This window comes from Nocardioides sp. (assembly GCF_041913365.1).
In the GTDB taxonomy this organism is placed as follows: Bacteria; Actinomycetota; Actinomycetes; order Propionibacteriales; family Nocardioidaceae; genus Nocardioides.
In genome coordinates, this window is record NZ_JAYSFM010000007.1 from 176,100 (window position 1) to 193,247 (window position 17,148).

Sequence of the window (17,148 nt, forward strand, 5' to 3'; positions counted from 1 at the left end):
ACTCGATCCAGAAACGGGCTTGGACAGGCATCGTCGCGGCTTCCTAGGTTGGTGAGCACCGCCACACCGACCGCCACGAACCCGAAGGACGCCAGCGTGACGAACTACAGCCCGACCGAGCTTGTCGAGACCCTGGGTAGCGGCCTGCTGTCGTTCCCGGTGACCCACTTCGACGCGGACCTGCAGTTCGACGAGCCGGCCTACCGCGCGCACCTCGAGTGGCTCAGCGGCTACCCCGTCGCAGGCCTCTTCGCCGCCGGCGGCACGGGCGAGGGCTTCTCCCTCAACCCCGAGGAGACCGACCGTGTGGTGCGCGCCGCCATCGCCGGCGCCGGCGGCAAGGTGCCGGTGCTGGCGCCCGCGACGGGGTCGACGGTCAACGCTGTCGCGCAGGTCCGGGCGGCCGAGGAGGCCGGTGCCGACGGCATCCTGCTGATGCCGCCGTACCTCACCGAGGCCGGCCAGCGCGGTCTCGTCGAGCACGTCAGCGCGGTCTGCGCCGCGACCGACCTCGGCGTCATCTACTACTCGCGCGCCAACGCAGTCCTCGGCGCCGACGCGCTCGAGCAGGCGTGCCAGCGCAACGACAACCTCGTCGGCTTCAAGGACGGTGTCGGCTCGATCGAGCAGATGACCCGGACCTACGCCCAGCTCGGTGACCGGCTGGTCTACGTCGGCGGGCTGCCGACCGCGGAGATGTTCGCGCTGCCGCTGCTCCAGCTCGGCGTGACGACCTACAGCTCGGCGATCTTCAACTTCGTGCCGCAGTTCGCCCTCGACTTCTACAGCGCCGTGCGCCGCCAGGACCAGGCAGCCGTCTACGCGATGCTCAACGACTTCGTGATCCCCTACACCAAGATCCGCGACCGTGAGTCCGGCTACGCCGTCTCGATCGTCAAGGCCGGCCTCGCCGCCGTCGGTCGCCCGGCCGGCCCGGTCCGCCCGCCGCTCTCCGACCTCACCCAGGCCGAGCGCGACGAGCTGCAGACGCTCGTGGACAAGGTGGCAGGCTCGAAGGCCTGACCCGGACGGACGGACGAGAGGAACCCATGACTGACGCAGCCACCTCGATCATCGCCGGCGCCGACTCCGAGCAGCCCGACGTCGCCGCAGCCACCGCCGCGGCCGCCGAGGCGTTCGGCGCCTACCGGGCGACCACGCCCGAGGAGCGCGCCGCGTTCCTGGACGCCGTCGCCGCCGAGATCGAGGCCGACAAGGACGCGATCATCCCCGAGGCGGTCCGCGAGAGCGGCCTGCCCGAGGGCCGGATCACCGGCGAGGTGGGCCGCACGACCGGCCAGCTGCGGATGTTCGCCAATGTCGTACGCCAGGGCGACCACCTCGGCGTACGCATCGACCCGGCGCAGCCGGACCGCGCGCCCCTCCCGCGCGCCGACATCCGTCAGCGGATGGTGCCGCTGGGCCCGGTCGCCGTGTTCGGGGCGAGCAACTTCCCGCTCGCCTTCTCGACCGCCGGCGGCGACACCGCCTCCGCGCTCGCCGCCGGCTGCCCGGTCGTCGTGAAGGGCCACCCCGCGCACCCGGTCACCGGCACCCTCGTGGCCCGCGCGATCACCCGCGCCGTCGAGAAGTCCGGCCTCCCCGCCGGGGTGTTCTCGTTCGTCCTCGGTGGCATCGAGACCGGCCAGGAGCTCGTCGCCGACCCCCGCATCACGGCCGTCGGCTTCACCGGATCGCGCGGCGGCGGCCTCGCCCTCGTCCAGGCCGCGGCCGCCCGCCCGGTGCCGATCCCGGTCTACGCCGAGATGTCCTCGATCAACCCCGTCGTGGTCCTGCCCGGCGCGCTCGAGGGCGACGTCGCGGCGCTCGCCACGGCGTACGTCGGCAGCCTGACGCTGGGCTCCGGCCAGTTCTGCACCAACCCCGGCCTGCTGTTCCTGCCGTCCGGCGAGCAGGGCGACGCCTTCCTCCGTGCCGCCGGCGAGGCGGTCGCCGGGGCGACCGGGCAGACGATGCTCACCCCCGGCATCGCCGAGGCCTACCGCTCCGGCACCGCCACGCTGCGCGACGTCACCGGCGTACGTGTCGTCGCGCAGGGCTCCGCCGCCGGCGACCTCGCCCCGGCGCCCCAGGTCGTGGAGACCTCCGCCCTCGAGCACCCGGTCACCGACGAGGTGTTCGGCGCCTCGGGCGTGGTCGTCCGCTTCGACGACGTCGCCGACCTGCTGCCGCGGCTCGAGGGCCTCGAGGGCCAGCTCACCGCGACGGTCCACGCGACCGATGCCGACACCGAGGCCGCCGGCGCGCTGCTCCCGGTGCTCGAGAACAAGGCCGGCCGGATCCTGTTCAACGGCTGGCCGACCGGCGTCGAGGTCGGGCACGCAATGGTCCACGGCGGCCCCTTCCCGGCCACCTCCGACTCCCGCAGCACCAGCGTCGGCAGCCTCGCCATCGAGCGGTTCCAGCGCCCGGTCGCCTACCAGGACGTGCCGGCAGGGCTCCTCCCGGAAGCCGTCCGCGACGACAACCCGTGGGGCCTGCGGCGCCGCGTCGACGGGGAGCTGGAATGACCACGACCACCATCGCCGCCGTCGAGGTCGTGCCCGTCGCCGGCCACGACTCGATGCTGCTCAACCTGTCCGGCGCGCACGGGCCGTTCTTCACCCGCAACATCGCGATCGTCACCGACTCCGAGGGCCGCACCGGCCTCGGCGAGGTGCCGGGCGGCGAGGCGATCAGGGCGACCATCGAGGACGCGGGAGCCGTCCTCGTCGGCCACCCGGTCGCGAAGTTCCGGTCGCTGCTGCGCGCGGTGTCGACCCGTTTCGCCGACCGCGACGCCGGCGGTCGTGGGCTCCAGACCTTCGACCTCCGCACCACCATCCACGCGGTGACCGCGCTGGAGTCCGCCCTGCTCGACCTGTCGGGCCAGGCGCTCGGCGTACCCGTCGCGGAGCTGCTCGGCGAGGGCCAGCAGCGCGACAGCGTGCCGATGCTGGGCTACCTGTTCTACGTCGGCGACCCCGACCGCACCGACCTGCCCTACCTCCGCGAGCACGACGGTGCCGACGACTGGGAGAAGGTCCGACGCGAGGAGGCGATGACCCCTGAGGCCGTCGTCCGCCTCGCCGAGGCCGCGCAGGCCCGCTACGGCTTCGCCGACTTCAAGCTCAAGGGCGGCGTGCTGCCCGGCGAGGAGGAGGTCGCGGCCGTCACCGCGCTGCACGAGCGCTTCCCAGACGCACGCATCACCCTCGACCCCAACGGCGGCTGGCTGCTCGAGGACGCCGTCCGCCTGCTCCAGGGCACGGACGACGTGCTGGCGTACGCCGAGGACCCCTGCGGCGCCGAGGGCGGCTACTCCGGCCGCGAGGTGATGGCGCAGTTCAAGCGCCGCACCGGCCTGCGCACGGCCACCAACATGGTCGCCACCGACTGGCGCCAGATGGCCGACGCGGTGCGCACCAACGCCGTCGACATCCCGCTCGCCGACCCGCACTTCTGGACGATGGCCGGCTCGGTCCGCGTCGCCCAGCTCTGCCACGACTTCGGCCTGACGTGGGGCTCGCACTCCAACAACCACTTCGACGTCTCGCTGGCGATGTTCACCCAGGTCGGCGCCGCGGCGCCTGGCGAGATCACCGCGCTCGACACGCACTGGATCTGGCAGGACGGCCAGGGCCTGACGACCCAGCCGCTCGAGATCCGCGACGGGGCGATCGAGGTGCCGACGACCCCCGGGCTCGGCGTCACGCTCGACCGGGAACGGCTGGCCGAGGCGCACGAGCTCTACCTCGAGCATGGCCTCGGCGCCCGCGACGACGCCGTCGCCATGCAGTACCTCGTGCCCGAGTGGACCTTCGACCCGAAGCGGCCCTGCCTCGTCCGCTGAGCCCATGACGTATCCGATCAGCGGGAGGCGAGGAAGTCGTCGACCTCGGCCCTCGTCGGCGCCGACTCCGGCCCGCGCCTGGTCACCTTGATCGCGGCCGCGGCGTTGGCGCGCCGGCAGCCCTCCACCCACGGCGTCCCTGCTGCCACCTCGGCGAGCAGCGCACCGGTGTGGGTGTCGCCCGCGCCGTTGGTGTCGACCGGCTTCTGCGGGAACCCCGGGACGTACGTCGTCTCGCTCCCGACGCGGACCGCACACCCCTCCGGGCCGTCGCGGACGATCGCGACCGCGTCGCCGCGGAGCAGGGGAGCGACGGCGGTGGTCAGGTCCGCGAGGTCGGTCGGCGGCTCGTGGCCGACGGCGCGCAGGACGTCCTCCGCCTCCTCGGCGTTGCTTGACCACACGTCGGTGACCTCGAGCATGGCGGCCCGCACGTCCTCGGGGAGCCCGGCGAACGCAGCCCCCGGGTCGAGCACGACGACCACATCGGGGCCGAGCGTCGGCAGCCACGCGAGCAGCGGGTCGCGGGTGCTCGGCAGGGCCAGCGAGAAGCCGGTGACGCACACCAGGTCGCCGGCCCGCGGCCGGGACGTGGCCAGCGAGTCGACGCTGACCTGCCGCTCGGCGCCCAGGGTGGTGACGAACGTGCGCTCCGCGCTGGGCTCCACCATCACCACGCAGATGCCGGTGTCCAGGCCCTCGACCGGGGGTGCGGACACCCCGATCCCCTCGGCGGCGAGGGCCGCACGGATCAGGTCGCCGTGCGGTCCCGTGCCGATCGTCCCGGCCTGCACGCACTCGGCGCCGAACCGCGCCGCCGCGGCCAGCACGGTGACCGTGCCGCCCGCGTAGTCGGTGGCCGAGGCGGCCATCACGTTCTGGCCGCGGGCCGGGAGGTCGGGCACCTCGACGACCACGTCGACCAGCGCCTGGCCGGTGTGGATCACCCGGCTCACGTCGCGAGGACCTCGTCGGTGGTGGCGAGCGTGATCTGCGGTGGGTAGAGCGCCATCACGTCCATCGCGGCCCGGTGGTTCTCCGGCGTCGAGCCGGCGCAGGCGTCGGTCACCACGGTGATCGTCGCGCCGGCGTCGGCCGCGGCGAGCGCCGTGGAGATGACGCAGCAGTCGGTGGAGACACCGGCCAGGACGAGGTGGGGCGTGGGCCCGGTGACCGCCTGGAGCGCGTAGCCCCACTTGCCGAAGGTCGGCAGCGAGACGACCTCGCTGCCGAGGTCGGCGAGCTCGGGGACCACCTCGAGCAGCGGGTCGTCCTCGGGCACGGCGGCGAACGGCCACGCCTCGAGGTACGCCGCCCAGCTGCCCTGCGGGTCCTCGGCGGGCACCCAGCGCGTGACGACGGTGCGCTCACCGGCCGCGGCAGCGAGGCGGCGTACGGGCTCGACGATGTCGGGGAACATCGGCGAGCCCCACTGGCTCGCGCCGTCGGCGAAGATCCGCTGCGGGTCGACCACGACCAACCAGGCGTCGGGATGCATGCCGCCAGCCTGTCAGAAGTCGAGTGCGGAGGCCCGCGGCGACGACGACCGGTTCAGCACTCGACTCGCGGACGCACAGACGTCGGCGGCCACCGGTCCCCCGACCGGTAGCCGCCGACTCGCCGAGCGAAGCAGGGGGACTACTTCACCTCGGCACGCAGGACCGCGCGCAGGCCGATGGCCAGCGGGATCCAGAGCCACACGAGGGTGGTGACGCCGAGCTGCTGCCAGTACTCCGCCGTCATGGTCTCGTCGAAGAGGCGGGTGGTGGCGTAGTTGACGTCGACCCACGGCTGCAGGTCGGCGAACCACTCCTGGAAGGCGGCCAGCGCGCCGAGGGCGGCGGGCAGCACCAGGGAGTAGACGAAGTAGCCCACGATCGCGGCGGCCGAGCTGCGCATCAGCACGCCGAGCGTGAAGCCGATGAGCATGCCGAGGACGTTGGCCAGCACGATCTGCCCGAACTCCTGGACGGAGACGTTCCAGACGGGGTCGAGTCCGGTGATCGCCGAGCCGAGCAGGTTGCCGACGGCGCCGACGGCGAGCGCCAGGAACATCGAGGCGACGCCGATGGCCAGGGTGACGATCATCTTCGCCGTGATCACCCGGCCGCGCCACGGGACGAGCGTGTACGTCGTGAGGCCGGTGCGCTGGCTGTACTCGCTGGTGACCGAGAGCAGGCCGATGATCGGGAGGATCACCGACAGCGGGAAGCCGATGGCGCTGGAGAAGGTCTCCTGGTCGATCGCGGCGTCGGGGGCCCAGAGGATGACCGCGGCGGTGGCGAGGACGGCCACGATGCCCACGCTCGCCATCAGCCAGAAGCCGGCGCGGGTGTCGAACATCTTGCGGAGCTCGACGCTCACCAGCCGGGTCATCGGGATCGGGGTGACCGACCGCGCGGGGCGGGCGGGGGCGTCGACGGCGGTCGTCGGCGTCAGGGTCGTCGTGGTCATGCTGCTGCTCCTTCGCGAGCGGTCTCGGCGGTGAGCTCGAGGAACATCTCCTCCAGGCCGGCGCCATCGGCGGCGCGCAGCTCGCGCAGGACGACGCCGGCACGGTGTGCCGCCTCTCCCACGAGCTCGGGGTCGGCATCGACGCGCAGGCCGCCGTCGATCGGGGTGGTGACGACGGACGCCTCGTGCAGGGCACGGGCGAGGCGGTCGACGTCGGTGGTGCGGACGAGGGTGCCGGCGGCGGCCAGCAGCTCGGACTTGCTGCCCTGGGCCACGATCCGGCCCTGGCCGATGACGACGATGTCGTCGGCGATGACCTCGATCTCGTGGAGCAGGTGCGAGGACAGCAGCACGGTGCCGCCGTCGTCGGCGAAGCCGCGGAGCAGGTCGCGCATCCAGCGGATGCCCGCCGGGTCGAGGCCGTTGGCCGGCTCGTCGAGGATGAGCACCTCGGGGTCGCCGATGAGGGCGGTCGCGATGCCGAGGCGCTGGCGCATGCCGAGCGAGTAGTCGCGGACCCGGCGCGAGGCCTCGTCCTCGGTGAGGCCGACCCGGGCGAGGGTCTCGGCGACGCGCGACCTGGGCAGGCCCATGGTGTGCGCGGCGATGCCGAGGATCTCGCGGCCGGTGCGACCGGCGTGCTGGGCGGAGGCGTCCAGCAGGACGCCGACCTCCAGGCCGGGGTTGACGAGGTCGCGGTAGTCGCGGCCGGTGATGGTGACGCGGCCGGAGGACGGACGGGTGAGGCCGACCATGACGCGCATGGTGGTGGACTTGCCGGCACCGTTGGGGCCGAGGAAGCCGGTGACACGGCCCGTCGCGGCCGTGAAGGACACGTGGTCGACGGCCGTGAAGGGGCCGTACTGCTTGGTGAGGGACTCGACGCTGATCATGGGCCCAACCCTCGCCTCGACCTGTGCCCGCGCGCATCGGGGACAGCGCGGAGACGGCCCCTGAGAGCGACCCTGAGAAACCCCCCAGCGGACCCCTCGCCGCCCCACCGTCCCCCTTGTCGGGACGGATTGGGGTGGGCTTGGGACAATGGACCGGTGAGCAAGCCCACCGAGCAGCGTCCGCCCCAGGTCAGCCTGGCGTCGGGCATCGTCATGTTCGCCTCGGTGCTGGTGCTGATCACCGCCTGGGAGCAGGTCGCCTCGCTCGGGTCGCTGGAGACCCAGGAGGCCATCGACACCTTCCTCGCCGAGCCGCCGTTCTCCTCCCTGGGCCTCGACGCCGCCGGCACCCGCGAGCTGCTGCGCCTCTCGGCGCTGGTCGCGGCCGTCGGTGCGTGCGCCACCGCGATCCTCGGCTGGTACGTCCGCAAGCCCGACCGGTCCGCCCGGCTCGGGCTCACGATCTTCGCCGTCCCGGTGTTCGTCGCGGGCATCCCGTCGGGCGGCCTCGCCGGGGCGTTCGTCGCCGCCGGTGCCGCGATGCTCTGGATGATGCCGTCGCGGGAGTGGTTCGCCACGGGGAAGTGGACACCGCCCGCGCCCGTGACGAAGCCCGACCCCGCCACCCGTACGTCGTCGGGCGAGGCCGGCCCGGCTCCGTCCGTCCATCCCGGCCCCGCGCAGCCGCCACCGGCCCCGCGCCCGTTCGGCACGCCCCAGCCCTCGACCGCCGCACGACCGGTCCCCGTCCCGCCGGGCCCGCCGCCGTCCTGGCAGGAGCGCCAGGTCCTGCTGCGCACCCGGCCGGGCGCGATGGTCGCCGCCTTCGTGCTCACCGTGGTGATGGCCGGTGGCCTGCTCGCCCTGTCGCTGTTCTGGATCGCCCTCGCCGGGCTCTCCCCGGACTTCCTGATGGGTGTGCTCGAGCAGCAGCAGCCCGAGCTGCTCGACGACGGGGTGACCCTCCAGCAGGTGCAGGGCACGGTGTACGCCTACGCCGGCGCGTTCGTGGTCTGGTGCGCCGCCGCGCTGGTCTTCGCGGGCTTCGCCATGGCCCGGCGCGACTGGGCGCGCCGCGCGCTGATGATCACCGCCGCGTTCAGCGCCGGCGGCTGCCTGGTCTTCGTGCTCAACACCGTCCTCGTGCTGATCCCCGCGGCCGCCGCCGTCGCCACCGTCGTCTGCCTGCGCCGCATCGAGGTCCGGCGCTGGTTCGCCCTCGAGCCGCGCTGACCCGCAACCGGCGGCATGGTGAGATGGGCACATGAGCGAGCAGCAGCCCGGCCCGTCGCAGAACCCCTACGGCCAGCCCGTCCCGTCCGGACAGGACAACTCCTACGGCCAGTCGTACGGCTACGGCCAGCAGCCCTACGGCGGTGCGCCCACCCGGAGCGGTGACCAGCGGCCCGGCACCGTGACGGCGGCCGCCTGGATCGCGATCGTCTTCTCAGGCCTCACCGCGGCGCTCTTCGCGGTGGGCGGCCTCGGGCTGCTCGTCGCGCGCGACGACTTCATCGCCGAGCTGGAGAAGGTGCCGGAGTTCCAGGAGGCCAACGTCGACGCCGACGCGGCCGTCGGCGTGCTGGTGGTCGTCCTGCTCGGCGTGATGGTCTGGTGCCTCATCGCAGCCGTCCTGGCGGTCTTCGTGCTGCGCCGCTCCAACGTGGCGCGCATCCTGCTCGTCATCTCGTCCTCGGTCGCCGCGGTCCTCTCGCTCATCGGGCTCGCCGGCGGCGGCGTCTCGATCGTCTCCCTCGTCGCGTGCCTGGCGACGATCGTGCTGCTGTTCGTCGGCGGCGCGGGCGCCTGGTTCAACCGCGTCCCCGCCTACCCGGGCGACCCGTCCGGCCACCAGGCCGGCTACCAGGCCGGCGCGTACGGCGGCTACGGCACCACGCCGGACCCCTACCAGCAGCCGCAGCAGCCGCAGCAGCAGCCGGGCAGCACCGACTACCCGAACCCCTACGGCAACCCCTACGGCGCGCCGTCCCAGGACCAGCCGGGCGGCTCGCCCAACCCCTACGGCCAGGTCCCGCCGACCCACCAGGACCCCGACCACCCGACCGGCCAGGACGGGCAGGACGGCCAGGAGCACCCGCCGCGGGACTACCCCGGTCGCTGATCGGGCAGCCGCTCAGCGGGCGAGGTCGGCGGCAGCGAGCCGGCGTACGCCCTCGTGGATGACGTCGGGCACCTTGCAGAACGCCCAGCGCACCAGCTGGCGGCCCGCCTCGGGATCGTCGTAGAAGCCCTGCGTCGGGATCGCCACCACGCCCGCCCGCTCGGGCAGCGCGAGGCAGAACTCGCGACCGTCGGCCCAGCCGAGGTGGCTGATGTCGGTGGTGGCGAAGTACGTCCCCTCCGGTACGCGGGGTGCGAGGCCGGCGGCGGTGAGGCCGTCGCAGAGGACGTCGCGTCGTGCCTGCAGGTCGCGGGCCAGGGTCCGCGGCCAGTCGGGCTCGTGGTCGAGGGCGTGCGCGACCGCCGGCTGGAGCGGTGAGCCGGAGGTGAAGGTGAGCCACTGCTTGGCCGCGAGCACGGCCCGGACGAGCGGTGCCGGACCGGTCGCCCAGCCGACCTTCCAGCCGGTGAACGACCAGCTCTTGCCCGCGCTGGAGAGGGTCAGCGTCCGCTCCCACATCCCCGGCAGGGTGGCGATCGGCACGTGCCCCTCGGTGGAGAGGGCGTCGTCGAAGACCAGGTGCTCGTAGACCTCGTCGGTCACCACGACCACGTCGTGCTCGATCGCCAGGTCGGCGACGACCTGCAGCTCCTCGCGGGTGAGGACGGTGCCGGTCGGGTTGTGCGGGGTGTTGAGCAGGATCAGCTTCGTGTCGTGGGTGACGACGGCGCGCAGCTCGTCGAGGTCGGGGCGGAAGCTCGGCGCCCGGAGCTGGACGGGCCGGCGGCGGGCGCCGCACATCTCGAGCATCGCGACGTAGGAGTCGTAGTAGGGCTCCAGCACCACGACCTCGTCGCCGGGGTCGACGAGCCCGAGCAGGGCCGCGGCGACCGCCTCCGTGCAGCCGGTGGTGACCACGACCTCGGTGGCCGGGTCGGGGGACAGCCCGTAGTGGCGCTGCTGGTGGCGGGCGATCGCCTCACGCAGCGCAGGCACGCCGATGCCGGGGGCGTACTGGTTGGCCCCGTGCTCCAGCGCCGCCTCGGCGGCCGCGATGACCGACGCCGGTCCGTCGACGTCGGGGAAGCCCTGCCCGAGGTTGAGCGCACCGGTGCGCACCGCCAGCGCGGACATCTCGCTGAAGACGGTCGGCGGGATGTGGGCCAGGCGCCTCGCAGGCCGTACGTCGGTCATCCCACGAACATAGCGAGGCGCGGCGCCCGGCCGGGTGAGGTCTCAGGAAGGGCTTGCCAACCAGGGCTCACGCAGGTCGAGGTACGTCGTCTCGCCGACGGCGAGCGAGGCGAGCTCCGCCATCGCCTCCCGGATCGACTCGGGTGGCTCCTTCTGCTCACCCTCCCGCGCATCGGCCTCGCTGGTGAAGTAGATGGCCATGGTCCACGCGTCCTCCCCGTGGACGGCCATCAGGCTGCCGAGCACGTCGGGCCGGTAGTCCCGCCACGCCGGGTCGTCGTTGTCGGTCAGCTCGCGCGCCCGGGCGCCGTCGCTGGTCCGCCCCTGCATCACCTGGACGAACCCGGCCGCGTCGAGGTCGCCGTGCTCGTCGACGACGACCTCCGTGGTCTCGTGGAAGGCCGGCTCGCTGGTGAAGAGCTTCTCCAGCTGCGCCCACCACTCGCCCTGCTCCGGTCGCTCGCTGTTGTGGCGGGCGGCGCTCTCGGAGTCGAAGCGGGCGACGGCGATGAACCAGTTGTCGTCGGTGACCCCGGCCGTGCTGCCCAGCCATCCGTCGGCACTGGGCCCGAGCTCGGCCACCCAGCGGTCGAGCAGCTCCTTCACCTGCGCGGGATCGGCGACCGGTCCCTGGAACACCTGCACGAACATCGTTCCCTCCTCGCCTGGTCGGTCCCCGAGAAGCCTCTCGACGCTACGCCTCGGCCCGGGGGCTCGCACCCCGGTCCGGACCGGGGTGCGCCACGGAATCGCTAGGGTGTGCGGCGTGGTTGACGAGACGCTCGCACGCGACATCGACGCCGCCTGCCGCCTGACCGGGGAGTTCGTCCTGCGGTCCGGCCAGGTCGCCGACACCTACTTCGACAAGTACCTCTTCGAGGCGCAGCCGGCGCTGCTGGACCGGGTCGCGACCCGGATGCTCGACCTGCTCCCGGAGGGCACCGAGCTGCTCGGCGGCCTCGAGCTCGGCGGCATCCCGATCGCGACGATGGTCTCGGCGAAGACCGGGCTGCCGGCGCTCTTCGTGCGCAAGAAGGCCAAGGAGTACGGCACCTGCAAGCTCGCCGAGGGCCCCGACGTCGCCGGGCGCCGGATCACCATCATCGAGGACGTGATCACCACCGGCGGTGCCGTGCGCGACGCGACCCGGGAGCTCCGCGCGGCGGGCGCCACGGTCGAGGTCGTGGTCTGCGCCATCGACCGCTCGCCAGCGGACGAGAACCCGCTGGCCGACGTCGACCTCGAGGTCCGGTCCGTCCTCACCCGCGCGGACCTGGACGCCGTGCACCGCTGACCGGGCCCGACAGGCCCAGCGAGGTCAGTCGACGTCGCGGCCGGTGATGTCGCGGTCCGGGCCGCCGTCCTGCGGGCCGATCTCGGCGCCGGGGGCGTTGGTGCGGCGGTGCCGCCACCACTCGTAGGCGATCGGGATGACCGAGAAGGCCAGGATGACGATGATGAGCTGGTCGATGCTCTCGCCGAGGTGGGGGAACGCGTCGCCGAGGAAGAAGCCGAGCAGGCAGATCGACACGACCCACAGCACCGCGCCGACGAGGCTCCACAGGAAGAAGCGGTGCCGGTCCATCCGGGTCACCCCGGCCACCACGGTGATGTAGGTCCGCACGAACGGCACGAAGCGGCCGATCACCAGCGCCTTGTTGCCGTGACGGTCGAAGAACGCGGTGGTCTGGTCGAAGTACTTGCGCTTGATGATCCGCCCGTCGCGCTCGTAGAGCGGTGGACCGATGCGCCGGCCGATCTCGTAGCCGACGACGTTGCCCACGAAACCCGCCGCGGTGAGCGCGGCGACCGCCATCAGCAGCTCCACCAGCGGGGGGCCGGGGACGAGGTCCAGCTGGCCCGTCGCGATGAACAGGCCGAGGGCGAACAGCAGGGTGTCGCCGGGCAGGATCGGGAAGAACAGGCCGCACTCGACGAAGACGATCGCCAGGCTGATCCAGAACAGCTCCGCGCCGAAGCGGTCCAGGAGCCAGTTCGGGTCCATCCAGTCGATGCCCAGCAGCAGCGGTGTCACGAGCCCGGCCGGGTCGAGGAGAGCGGTCACGCGCGCCACCCTAACCAGCGATCCCTAGCATGCAGGCATGCACGACGAGGATGCGCGCGACGGGGAGCGGGCGCCGTACGACCCGATGCCGCACGGACCGCCGGAGGTGGGCGTCGGACCGTGGCCGGGGGAGTGGCCCGTCGGGGACCACTGGGATCCGGACCTGCTGCGCGACGGTGACCGCCGCAACGTGGTCGACCGGTACCGCTACTGGAGCCTCGAGGCGATCGTGGCGGACCTCGACACCCGTCGTCACGGCTTCCACGTCGCGATCGAGAACTGGCAGCACGACTTCAACATCGGCACCATCGTGCGGACGGCCAACGCGTTCCTCGCGGCCGAGGTGCACATCGTCGGCAACCGCCGCTGGAACCGTCGCGGTGCGATGGTGACCGACCGCTACCAGCACGTACGCCACCACGCCGACGCGCCCGCGCTGGCGGCGTACCTCCACGCCCTGGAGCAGCCGGTGCGGCTGCTGGGGATCGACAACCTGCCGGGCTCGCTCCACCTCGAGACCATGGACCTGCCCGAGCGGGTGTGCTTCCTCTTCGGGCAGGAGGGTCCCGGGCTGTCGGAGGGCGCGCGCGAGGTGTGCGACGGGACCTTCTCGATCGCGCAGTTCGGCTCGACGCGGTCGATCAACGCCAGCTCGGCCGCGGCGATCGCGATGCACAGCTGGGTGCGCGCCCACGCCGACCTCACCGGTGAGGACGCGTGGCGCGGGTAGCTGCTTCCCCTACTTCTTGGTCTGCGTGTAGCAGACCAGTGCGCGTTCGCCGACCTTCCAGTCGACCTTCGACGGCCAGCTGAAGCGGTAGGTCCGCGACGTCGTCGCGCTGCGGCAGCGGTCGGTGCCGATGCGCTTCCAGGCCTTCTCCTTGGGGTAGCGCTTCTCCTTGATCTTGATGGCCGCCGTGGCACGGTAGGTGTGCTTCGCGGCGCACGTCGTCACGAGGAAGTCGCGACCGGCGAGGCAGCGGGAGACCGACTTCTTGAAGGGGAACTTCCCGACCGCCAGTGTGCCGGGCAGCGGCGTCAGCTCGGTCCCGCCGAGCAGGACGAGGTCGCAGCGCAGCCAGCGGGCGCCGGCGGCCTGCTGCTCGGGGGTGGGGATGAAGTAGCCGATGGCGTATGCCGTCAGCCGGATGCCGAGCTTGCTGGCACCGGTCGCCTCGCGCTGGGCGGCGTAGCAGGTCTCCACGGCGAGCTCGGTGAGGTCGGGGCTGTCGTAGGCGAGGCCGTCGGGCAGCGTGGCGACGGCCGTGACCTGTGCGGTGTGCGGGCCGGCGCAGTCCACGGCGGGCTCGGCGTAGCTCGGAAGGTCGAGCTCGGCGCGGCTCATGTCGGAGCACTGGCCCACGACCGGGGCCTGGTAGAGCGGGTCGGCCGCGCCGGCAGCGGGTGCGATGGAGATGGTGAGGGCTGCGGCGAGCAGCCCGAGGATGGCGGCACTCGTCCCGAGTCGTCGTGTCATGGGCGTCAACCTAGGTGGCGCCGGTCGGCTCCGCCATCCACCTTCGGTACGACACTCAGGGCCGCTTGCCGAGCTCGGAGTACTGCGCGATGAAATCCTCGGCCGTGGTGGCGGTCGTCCCGGACCGGGCAGCTGCGATCGTGGTGGTCCGCGACCGGCCGTCGTACCGCTCCGACATGACGAACCAGCGATGGCCCTCCCACCGGACCACGGCCACCGCGAAGACCGAGTCGCGCTCCTCGCGGAAGGCGCCCATCCGGTGGTCGCGGTCGAGGGCCTGGTCGACCACCTCTGCGCCGTCCGGGACCGGCGTCATGGTGCCGTCGTCCCCCATGCTCGCGAGCACGAGGCCGGGGGCGCCCTCCTCCTGCAGCGACAGGTCCTCGAGCCACTGGTCGAAGGTCAGCCAGCCGGAGTCGGCGGGCACCGCGCTGTAGGTGATGAGCTCCCCGTCGCGCACGAAGGCGAGGACCCAGCGCGCCGAGCGACCCTTCCCGAGCGACCACCCGACCGAGTCGGCCCCGTCGACCGGGTCGTCGACGCGGTCGAGCACGGTGGCGCCGGAACCCGGGCCGGGCAGCGGCGAGCCGGGAGCGAGCCAGTCCCGCAGGTGCCGCGGCACCCGTGCCGGCTCGGGTGTGGCGCTGGGGGTCGGTGCCGCCACCGTGGTCCCCGATGGTGGCTCGTCGTGCGTCGCCGCCGACCACCCCAGGGCCCCGACGACCAGGACGGCCGCCAGCCCGAGCCCTGCGAGGACGCGGCGGTGGCGCGTGGGGAGCCCGACGCCCATCGCACCGCTCCTCCCGTCCGGGGACACCTGTCACGGGGTAGGACGCTGCGGGCCCGACATCAGTTGCTCACCGCTGCGGTGCCAGCACCACCTCGAGCGCGGCGAGCCCGCGGCTGCTGTGGCTCTTGACCGTGCCCTCGCTGATCTTCAGCTCGGCCGCGGTCTCCCGCACCGAGAGCCCCAGCCAGTGGCGGAGCACGACCACCTTCCGCTGCTGCTCGGGCAGCGCCTGGAGCGCCTCGAACAGCGCCGAGCGCTCCTCGACCTGGGCCCCGCCCTCCGCGGGCGCGTCGGGGAGGACGTCGCTGGGGCGTTCGCGGCGCCAGGGCCGCCGCGACTCGTCGATGTTGGCCCGCACCATGATCTGGCGGACGTAGGCCTCCTCGCCGCCCTCGTGGCGGATCCGCGGCCAGGCGACGTACAGCTTGGTCAGGGCCGTCTGCAGGAGGTCGTCCGCGCGGTGCCAGTCGCCGCACAGCGCGTACGCGATGCGGCGCAGGTGGGCCTGCCGGGCCGCGACGAAGTCCGAGAAAGCTGCGTCGTGCTTCATCGCATGCCGCCCTCGTCGGCCTTGTCGGCCATGAACGCGACGAACTCGTCGAGGGTCTCGGCGCCGCCGGCCTTGGCCGCGGCGACCGTGGTGACGGCGTCGTTCTCGGGGAAGCGCACGGCGAGGACGAACCAGCGCTCGCCCTGCCACTCCAGCAGGGCCACGGCCGACGGGCCGCCGTCGCCGGTGCCGTACCTCTCGAGGTCGGGGTCGGCGCGTTGCTCGAGCACCTCGACGCTGGGAGCCGTCGCCGTGACCGTGCCGTCCGCCGCGAGCTTCACCAGGTGGAGTCCCGGGCTGCCGGTCTGCAGCGCCACCTGGTCGGCGAGCCACTGGTCGAACGTGAGCCACCCGGAGTCGGTGTCGAGCGACCACGTGGCCGCGGCGCCACCCTGGGTGAGGAGCATCCACGTGGTGCTGCCCTCGGAGCGCACCACGAGCCCGATCGACTCGTCACCGACCACGGGATCGTCCACCCGCCTCACCACGGTGACCCCGGGGGCCGGGACGACCTCGCCGCCATGCCAGGTCACGAGGTCGCCGGCCATGGCCGGGTCGTCGCCCGCGGGCCCGTGGGTCATGCCGCCCGTCGCGACGGTCGCGGCCACGAACTCCGCGAAGGTGTCGTGGGTGTCGTCCTCGGCCGGGCTGGACGTCATCGCGGCGCCGCCCGCGTCCCACTCCAGCGTCACCCACCAGCGGACGTCGTCGTAGGTGACGTCGAAGGCGGCGGACTCGGACTCCTTGCCGGGGTAGAGGTCGTTGCGGACCTCGTGGACCACCGCGCCCTCGCGGACCTCCGGGCCCTTGCCGTCGGGGAGGACCCGGACCGGCGGCTCGCCCTTCCCCCACGCCGTCCGCGAGCGTGCGCGGTCGACGGCGGTCGTGTCCGGCTCCGCCGACCGGGTGCTGCTCGGGTCGGTGGCGAGGGGAGCCTCGGTGCTGCGGGGCGCCTGCCCCGGAGCGAGGGTCCAGGTGAGGCCCACGACGAGGGTCGCGGCGACGGCGGCGGCGGAGAAGGCGGCGCGGCGACGGCGTACGGCGGTGTGCCCGACGGCGACGTAGTGCCCGACAGGCACGTCCTCGCCGCTGCCGAACGAGGCGTCCAGCTCGCGCTGCCAGTCGATCTGCGTGGTCATCTCGTGGTCCTTCCCCCGGGTGAGCCTTCCACCCCTGACACGGACCGGGGCGGACTTCGGTTGTCACGTCGTGAGACGGGTCCTCGGCCTCTGGCGGACTCACGGGTAGCCACTAGGGTTGGCAGCGCCTGCCTGACCGCTTCAGAGGAGAACCCGATGCCCATCGCCACCCCCGAGGTCTACGCGCAGATGCTGGACGCCGCGAAGGAGAGGTCCTTCGCCTACCCGGCCATCAACGTGTCGTCCTCCCAGACCCTCAACGCCGCGCTCAAGGGCTTCGCCGACGCCGGCTCCGACGGCATCATCCAGGTCTCGACCGGTGGCGCGGAGTACCTCTCCGGCCCGTCAGTGAAGGACATGGTCACCGGCTCGGTCGCCTTCGCGGCCTACGCCGCCGAGGTCGCGAAGAACTACCCCGTCAACATCGCGCTCCACACCGACCACTGCCCCAAGGACAAGCTCGACGGCTTCGTCCGCCCGCTGCTCGACATCTCCGCCGAGCGCGTGGCCCGCGGCGAGGCGCCGCTGTTCCAGTCGCACATGTGGGACGGCTCGGCCGTGCCGCTGGAGGAGAACCTCCAGATCGCCGAGGAGCTGCTCGCCAAGTGCGC

19 protein-coding genes are annotated in these 17,148 nt (G+C 73.0%); 8 read left to right on the forward strand and 11 right to left on the reverse strand.

The genetic code is table 11. From position 1 onward, the window contains the following. The first annotated feature begins 96 nt into the window (after positions 1-96). From kdgD to ACE3QY_RS16570, 3 genes are read left to right on the forward strand one after another with little or no spacing between them, the layout of a single operon-like run. Positions 97-1,023 (forward strand): 5-dehydro-4-deoxyglucarate dehydratase, encoded by a 927-nt coding sequence (kdgD, locus tag ACE3QY_RS16560; protein ID WP_374457144.1) that lies wholly within the window; start codon positions 97-99, stop codon positions 1,021-1,023. A 26-nt stretch (positions 1,024-1,049) separates the two neighbouring features. Further along, on the forward strand, positions 1,050-2,531 hold the full coding sequence (locus ACE3QY_RS16565) for an aldehyde dehydrogenase (NADP(+)) (protein ID WP_374457145.1): 1,482 nt from the start codon (positions 1,050-1,052) through the stop codon (positions 2,529-2,531). Beyond that, positions 2,528-3,853, forward strand: a complete 1,326-nt coding sequence (locus tag ACE3QY_RS16570) for an enolase C-terminal domain-like protein (protein ID WP_374457146.1) — start codon at positions 2,528-2,530, stop codon at positions 3,851-3,853. Before ACE3QY_RS16565 ends, ACE3QY_RS16570 begins: the two co-directional genes overlap by 4 nt. A gap of 17 nt (positions 3,854-3,870) precedes the next feature. On the opposite strand, the gene ACE3QY_RS16575 is transcribed toward ACE3QY_RS16570, so the two are convergent. The 4 genes from ACE3QY_RS16575 to ACE3QY_RS16590 all read right to left on the reverse strand — a co-directional run bounded on the left by ACE3QY_RS16575 (position 3,871) and on the right by ACE3QY_RS16590 (position 7,200). Beyond that, positions 3,871-4,809 (reverse strand): PfkB family carbohydrate kinase, encoded by a 939-nt coding sequence (locus tag ACE3QY_RS16575; RefSeq protein WP_374457147.1) that lies wholly within the window; start codon positions 4,807-4,809, stop codon positions 3,871-3,873. Continuing rightward, entirely contained in the window at positions 4,806-5,351 is a 546-nt protein-coding gene (locus tag ACE3QY_RS16580; RefSeq protein ID WP_374457148.1) for a cysteine hydrolase family protein, read from the reverse strand. Before ACE3QY_RS16580 ends, ACE3QY_RS16575 begins: the two co-directional genes overlap by 4 nt. A gap of 140 nt (positions 5,352-5,491) precedes the next feature. Further along, entirely contained in the window at positions 5,492-6,307 is an 816-nt protein-coding gene (locus tag ACE3QY_RS16585) for an ABC transporter permease (protein WP_374457149.1), read from the reverse strand. Beyond that, positions 6,304-7,200 (reverse strand): ABC transporter ATP-binding protein, encoded by an 897-nt coding sequence (locus tag ACE3QY_RS16590; RefSeq protein ID WP_374457150.1) that lies wholly within the window; start codon positions 7,198-7,200, stop codon positions 6,304-6,306. The genes ACE3QY_RS16585 and ACE3QY_RS16590 overlap by 4 nt, the downstream gene beginning before the upstream one ends. Positions 7,201-7,356: 156 nt before the next feature. On the opposite strand from ACE3QY_RS16590, the gene ACE3QY_RS16595 reads away from it, so the two are divergent. Together ACE3QY_RS16595 and ACE3QY_RS16600 are read left to right on the forward strand one after the other, a co-directional pair. Further along, positions 7,357-8,433, forward strand: coding sequence for a hypothetical protein (locus ACE3QY_RS16595; RefSeq protein ID WP_374457151.1), 1,077 nt, complete (start codon positions 7,357-7,359; stop codon positions 8,431-8,433). Between the two features lie 31 nt (positions 8,434-8,464). Next, a complete protein-coding gene (locus ACE3QY_RS16600; RefSeq protein WP_374457152.1) occupies positions 8,465-9,322 on the forward strand; it encodes a hypothetical protein in 858 nt (285 codons plus the stop codon). 12 nt (positions 9,323-9,334) lie between these two features. Here ACE3QY_RS16600 and ACE3QY_RS16605 read toward each other — a convergent pair whose 3' ends face one another. Further along, positions 9,335-10,516: a pyridoxal phosphate-dependent aminotransferase gene (locus ACE3QY_RS16605; protein WP_374457153.1), complete on the reverse strand. Its 1,182-nt coding sequence runs from the start codon at positions 10,514-10,516 to the stop codon at positions 9,335-9,337. Between the two features lie 42 nt (positions 10,517-10,558). Next, positions 10,559-11,167, reverse strand: coding sequence for a hypothetical protein (locus tag ACE3QY_RS16610; protein WP_374457154.1), 609 nt, complete (start codon positions 11,165-11,167; stop codon positions 10,559-10,561). Between the two features lie 115 nt (positions 11,168-11,282). On the opposite strand from ACE3QY_RS16610, the gene pyrE reads away from it, so the two are divergent. Beyond that, positions 11,283-11,810 (forward strand): orotate phosphoribosyltransferase, encoded by a 528-nt coding sequence (gene pyrE / locus ACE3QY_RS16615; protein ID WP_310247505.1) that lies wholly within the window; start codon positions 11,283-11,285, stop codon positions 11,808-11,810. 24 nt (positions 11,811-11,834) lie between these two features. Here pyrE and ACE3QY_RS16620 read toward each other — a convergent pair whose 3' ends face one another. Next, positions 11,835-12,581 carry a DedA family protein gene (locus tag ACE3QY_RS16620; RefSeq protein ID WP_374457155.1) on the reverse strand — a complete coding sequence of 249 codons (747 nt, stop codon included), beginning with the start codon at positions 12,579-12,581 and terminating at the stop codon, positions 11,835-11,837. A gap of 37 nt (positions 12,582-12,618) precedes the next feature. Here ACE3QY_RS16620 and ACE3QY_RS16625 point away from each other — a divergent pair, with 37 nt between their 5' ends. Then, a complete protein-coding gene (locus ACE3QY_RS16625) occupies positions 12,619-13,311 on the forward strand; it encodes a TrmH family RNA methyltransferase (protein WP_374457156.1) in 693 nt (230 codons plus the stop codon). A 9-nt stretch (positions 13,312-13,320) separates the two neighbouring features. On the opposite strand, the gene ACE3QY_RS16630 is transcribed toward ACE3QY_RS16625, so the two are convergent. The 4 genes from ACE3QY_RS16630 to ACE3QY_RS16645 form a co-directional block, all read right to left on the reverse strand. Next, entirely contained in the window at positions 13,321-14,058 is a 738-nt protein-coding gene (locus tag ACE3QY_RS16630) for a septum formation family protein (protein WP_374457157.1), read from the reverse strand. Positions 14,059-14,113: 55 nt separating this feature from the next. Further along, entirely contained in the window at positions 14,114-14,848 is a 735-nt protein-coding gene (locus ACE3QY_RS16635) for a hypothetical protein (protein ID WP_374457158.1), read from the reverse strand. 67 nt (positions 14,849-14,915) lie between these two features. Further along, on the reverse strand, positions 14,916-15,398 hold the full coding sequence (locus ACE3QY_RS16640; protein ID WP_374457159.1) for a SigE family RNA polymerase sigma factor: 483 nt from the start codon (positions 15,396-15,398) through the stop codon (positions 14,916-14,918). After that, entirely contained in the window at positions 15,395-16,537 is a 1,143-nt protein-coding gene (locus tag ACE3QY_RS16645; protein WP_374457160.1) for a hypothetical protein, read from the reverse strand. Before ACE3QY_RS16645 ends, ACE3QY_RS16640 begins: the two co-directional genes overlap by 4 nt. A 156-nt stretch (positions 16,538-16,693) precedes the next feature. On the opposite strand from ACE3QY_RS16645, the gene ACE3QY_RS16650 reads away from it, so the two are divergent. Further along, the coding region (locus ACE3QY_RS16650; protein ID WP_374457161.1) for a class II fructose-bisphosphate aldolase at positions 16,694-17,148 on the forward strand (455 nt) is incomplete at its 3' end.

Bases quoted from the DNA above. Each gene is read 5' to 3' on its own strand.
- ACE3QY_RS16565 (WP_374457145.1), top strand. From the start codon at position 1,050: ATGACTGACGCAGCCACCTCGATCATCGCCGGCGCCGACTCCGAGCAG.
- ACE3QY_RS16570 (WP_374457146.1), top strand. From the start codon at position 2,528: ATGACCACGACCACCATCGCCGCCGTCGAGGTCGTGCCCGTCGCCGGC.
- ACE3QY_RS16580 (WP_374457148.1), bottom strand. From the start codon at position 5,351: ATGCATCCCGACGCCTGGTTGGTCGTGGTCGACCCGCAGCGGATCTTC.
- ACE3QY_RS16585 (WP_374457149.1), bottom strand. From the start codon at position 6,307: ATGACCACGACGACCCTGACGCCGACGACCGCCGTCGACGCCCCCGCC.
- ACE3QY_RS16590 (WP_374457150.1), bottom strand. From the start codon at position 7,200: ATGATCAGCGTCGAGTCCCTCACCAAGCAGTACGGCCCCTTCACGGCC.
- ACE3QY_RS16600 (WP_374457152.1), top strand. From the start codon at position 8,465: ATGAGCGAGCAGCAGCCCGGCCCGTCGCAGAACCCCTACGGCCAGCCC.
- ACE3QY_RS16605 (WP_374457153.1), bottom strand. From the start codon at position 10,516: ATGACCGACGTACGGCCTGCGAGGCGCCTGGCCCACATCCCGCCGACC.
- ACE3QY_RS16610 (WP_374457154.1), bottom strand. From the start codon at position 11,167: ATGTTCGTGCAGGTGTTCCAGGGACCGGTCGCCGATCCCGCGCAGGTG.
- ACE3QY_RS16625 (WP_374457156.1), top strand. From the start codon at position 12,619: ATGCACGACGAGGATGCGCGCGACGGGGAGCGGGCGCCGTACGACCCG.
- ACE3QY_RS16630 (WP_374457157.1), bottom strand. From the start codon at position 14,058: ATGACACGACGACTCGGGACGAGTGCCGCCATCCTCGGGCTGCTCGCC.
- ACE3QY_RS16635 (WP_374457158.1), bottom strand. From the start codon at position 14,848: ATGGGCGTCGGGCTCCCCACGCGCCACCGCCGCGTCCTCGCAGGGCTC.
- ACE3QY_RS16640 (WP_374457159.1), bottom strand. From the start codon at position 15,398: ATGAAGCACGACGCAGCTTTCTCGGACTTCGTCGCGGCCCGGCAGGCC.
- ACE3QY_RS16645 (WP_374457160.1), bottom strand. From the start codon at position 16,537: ATGACCACGCAGATCGACTGGCAGCGCGAGCTGGACGCCTCGTTCGGC.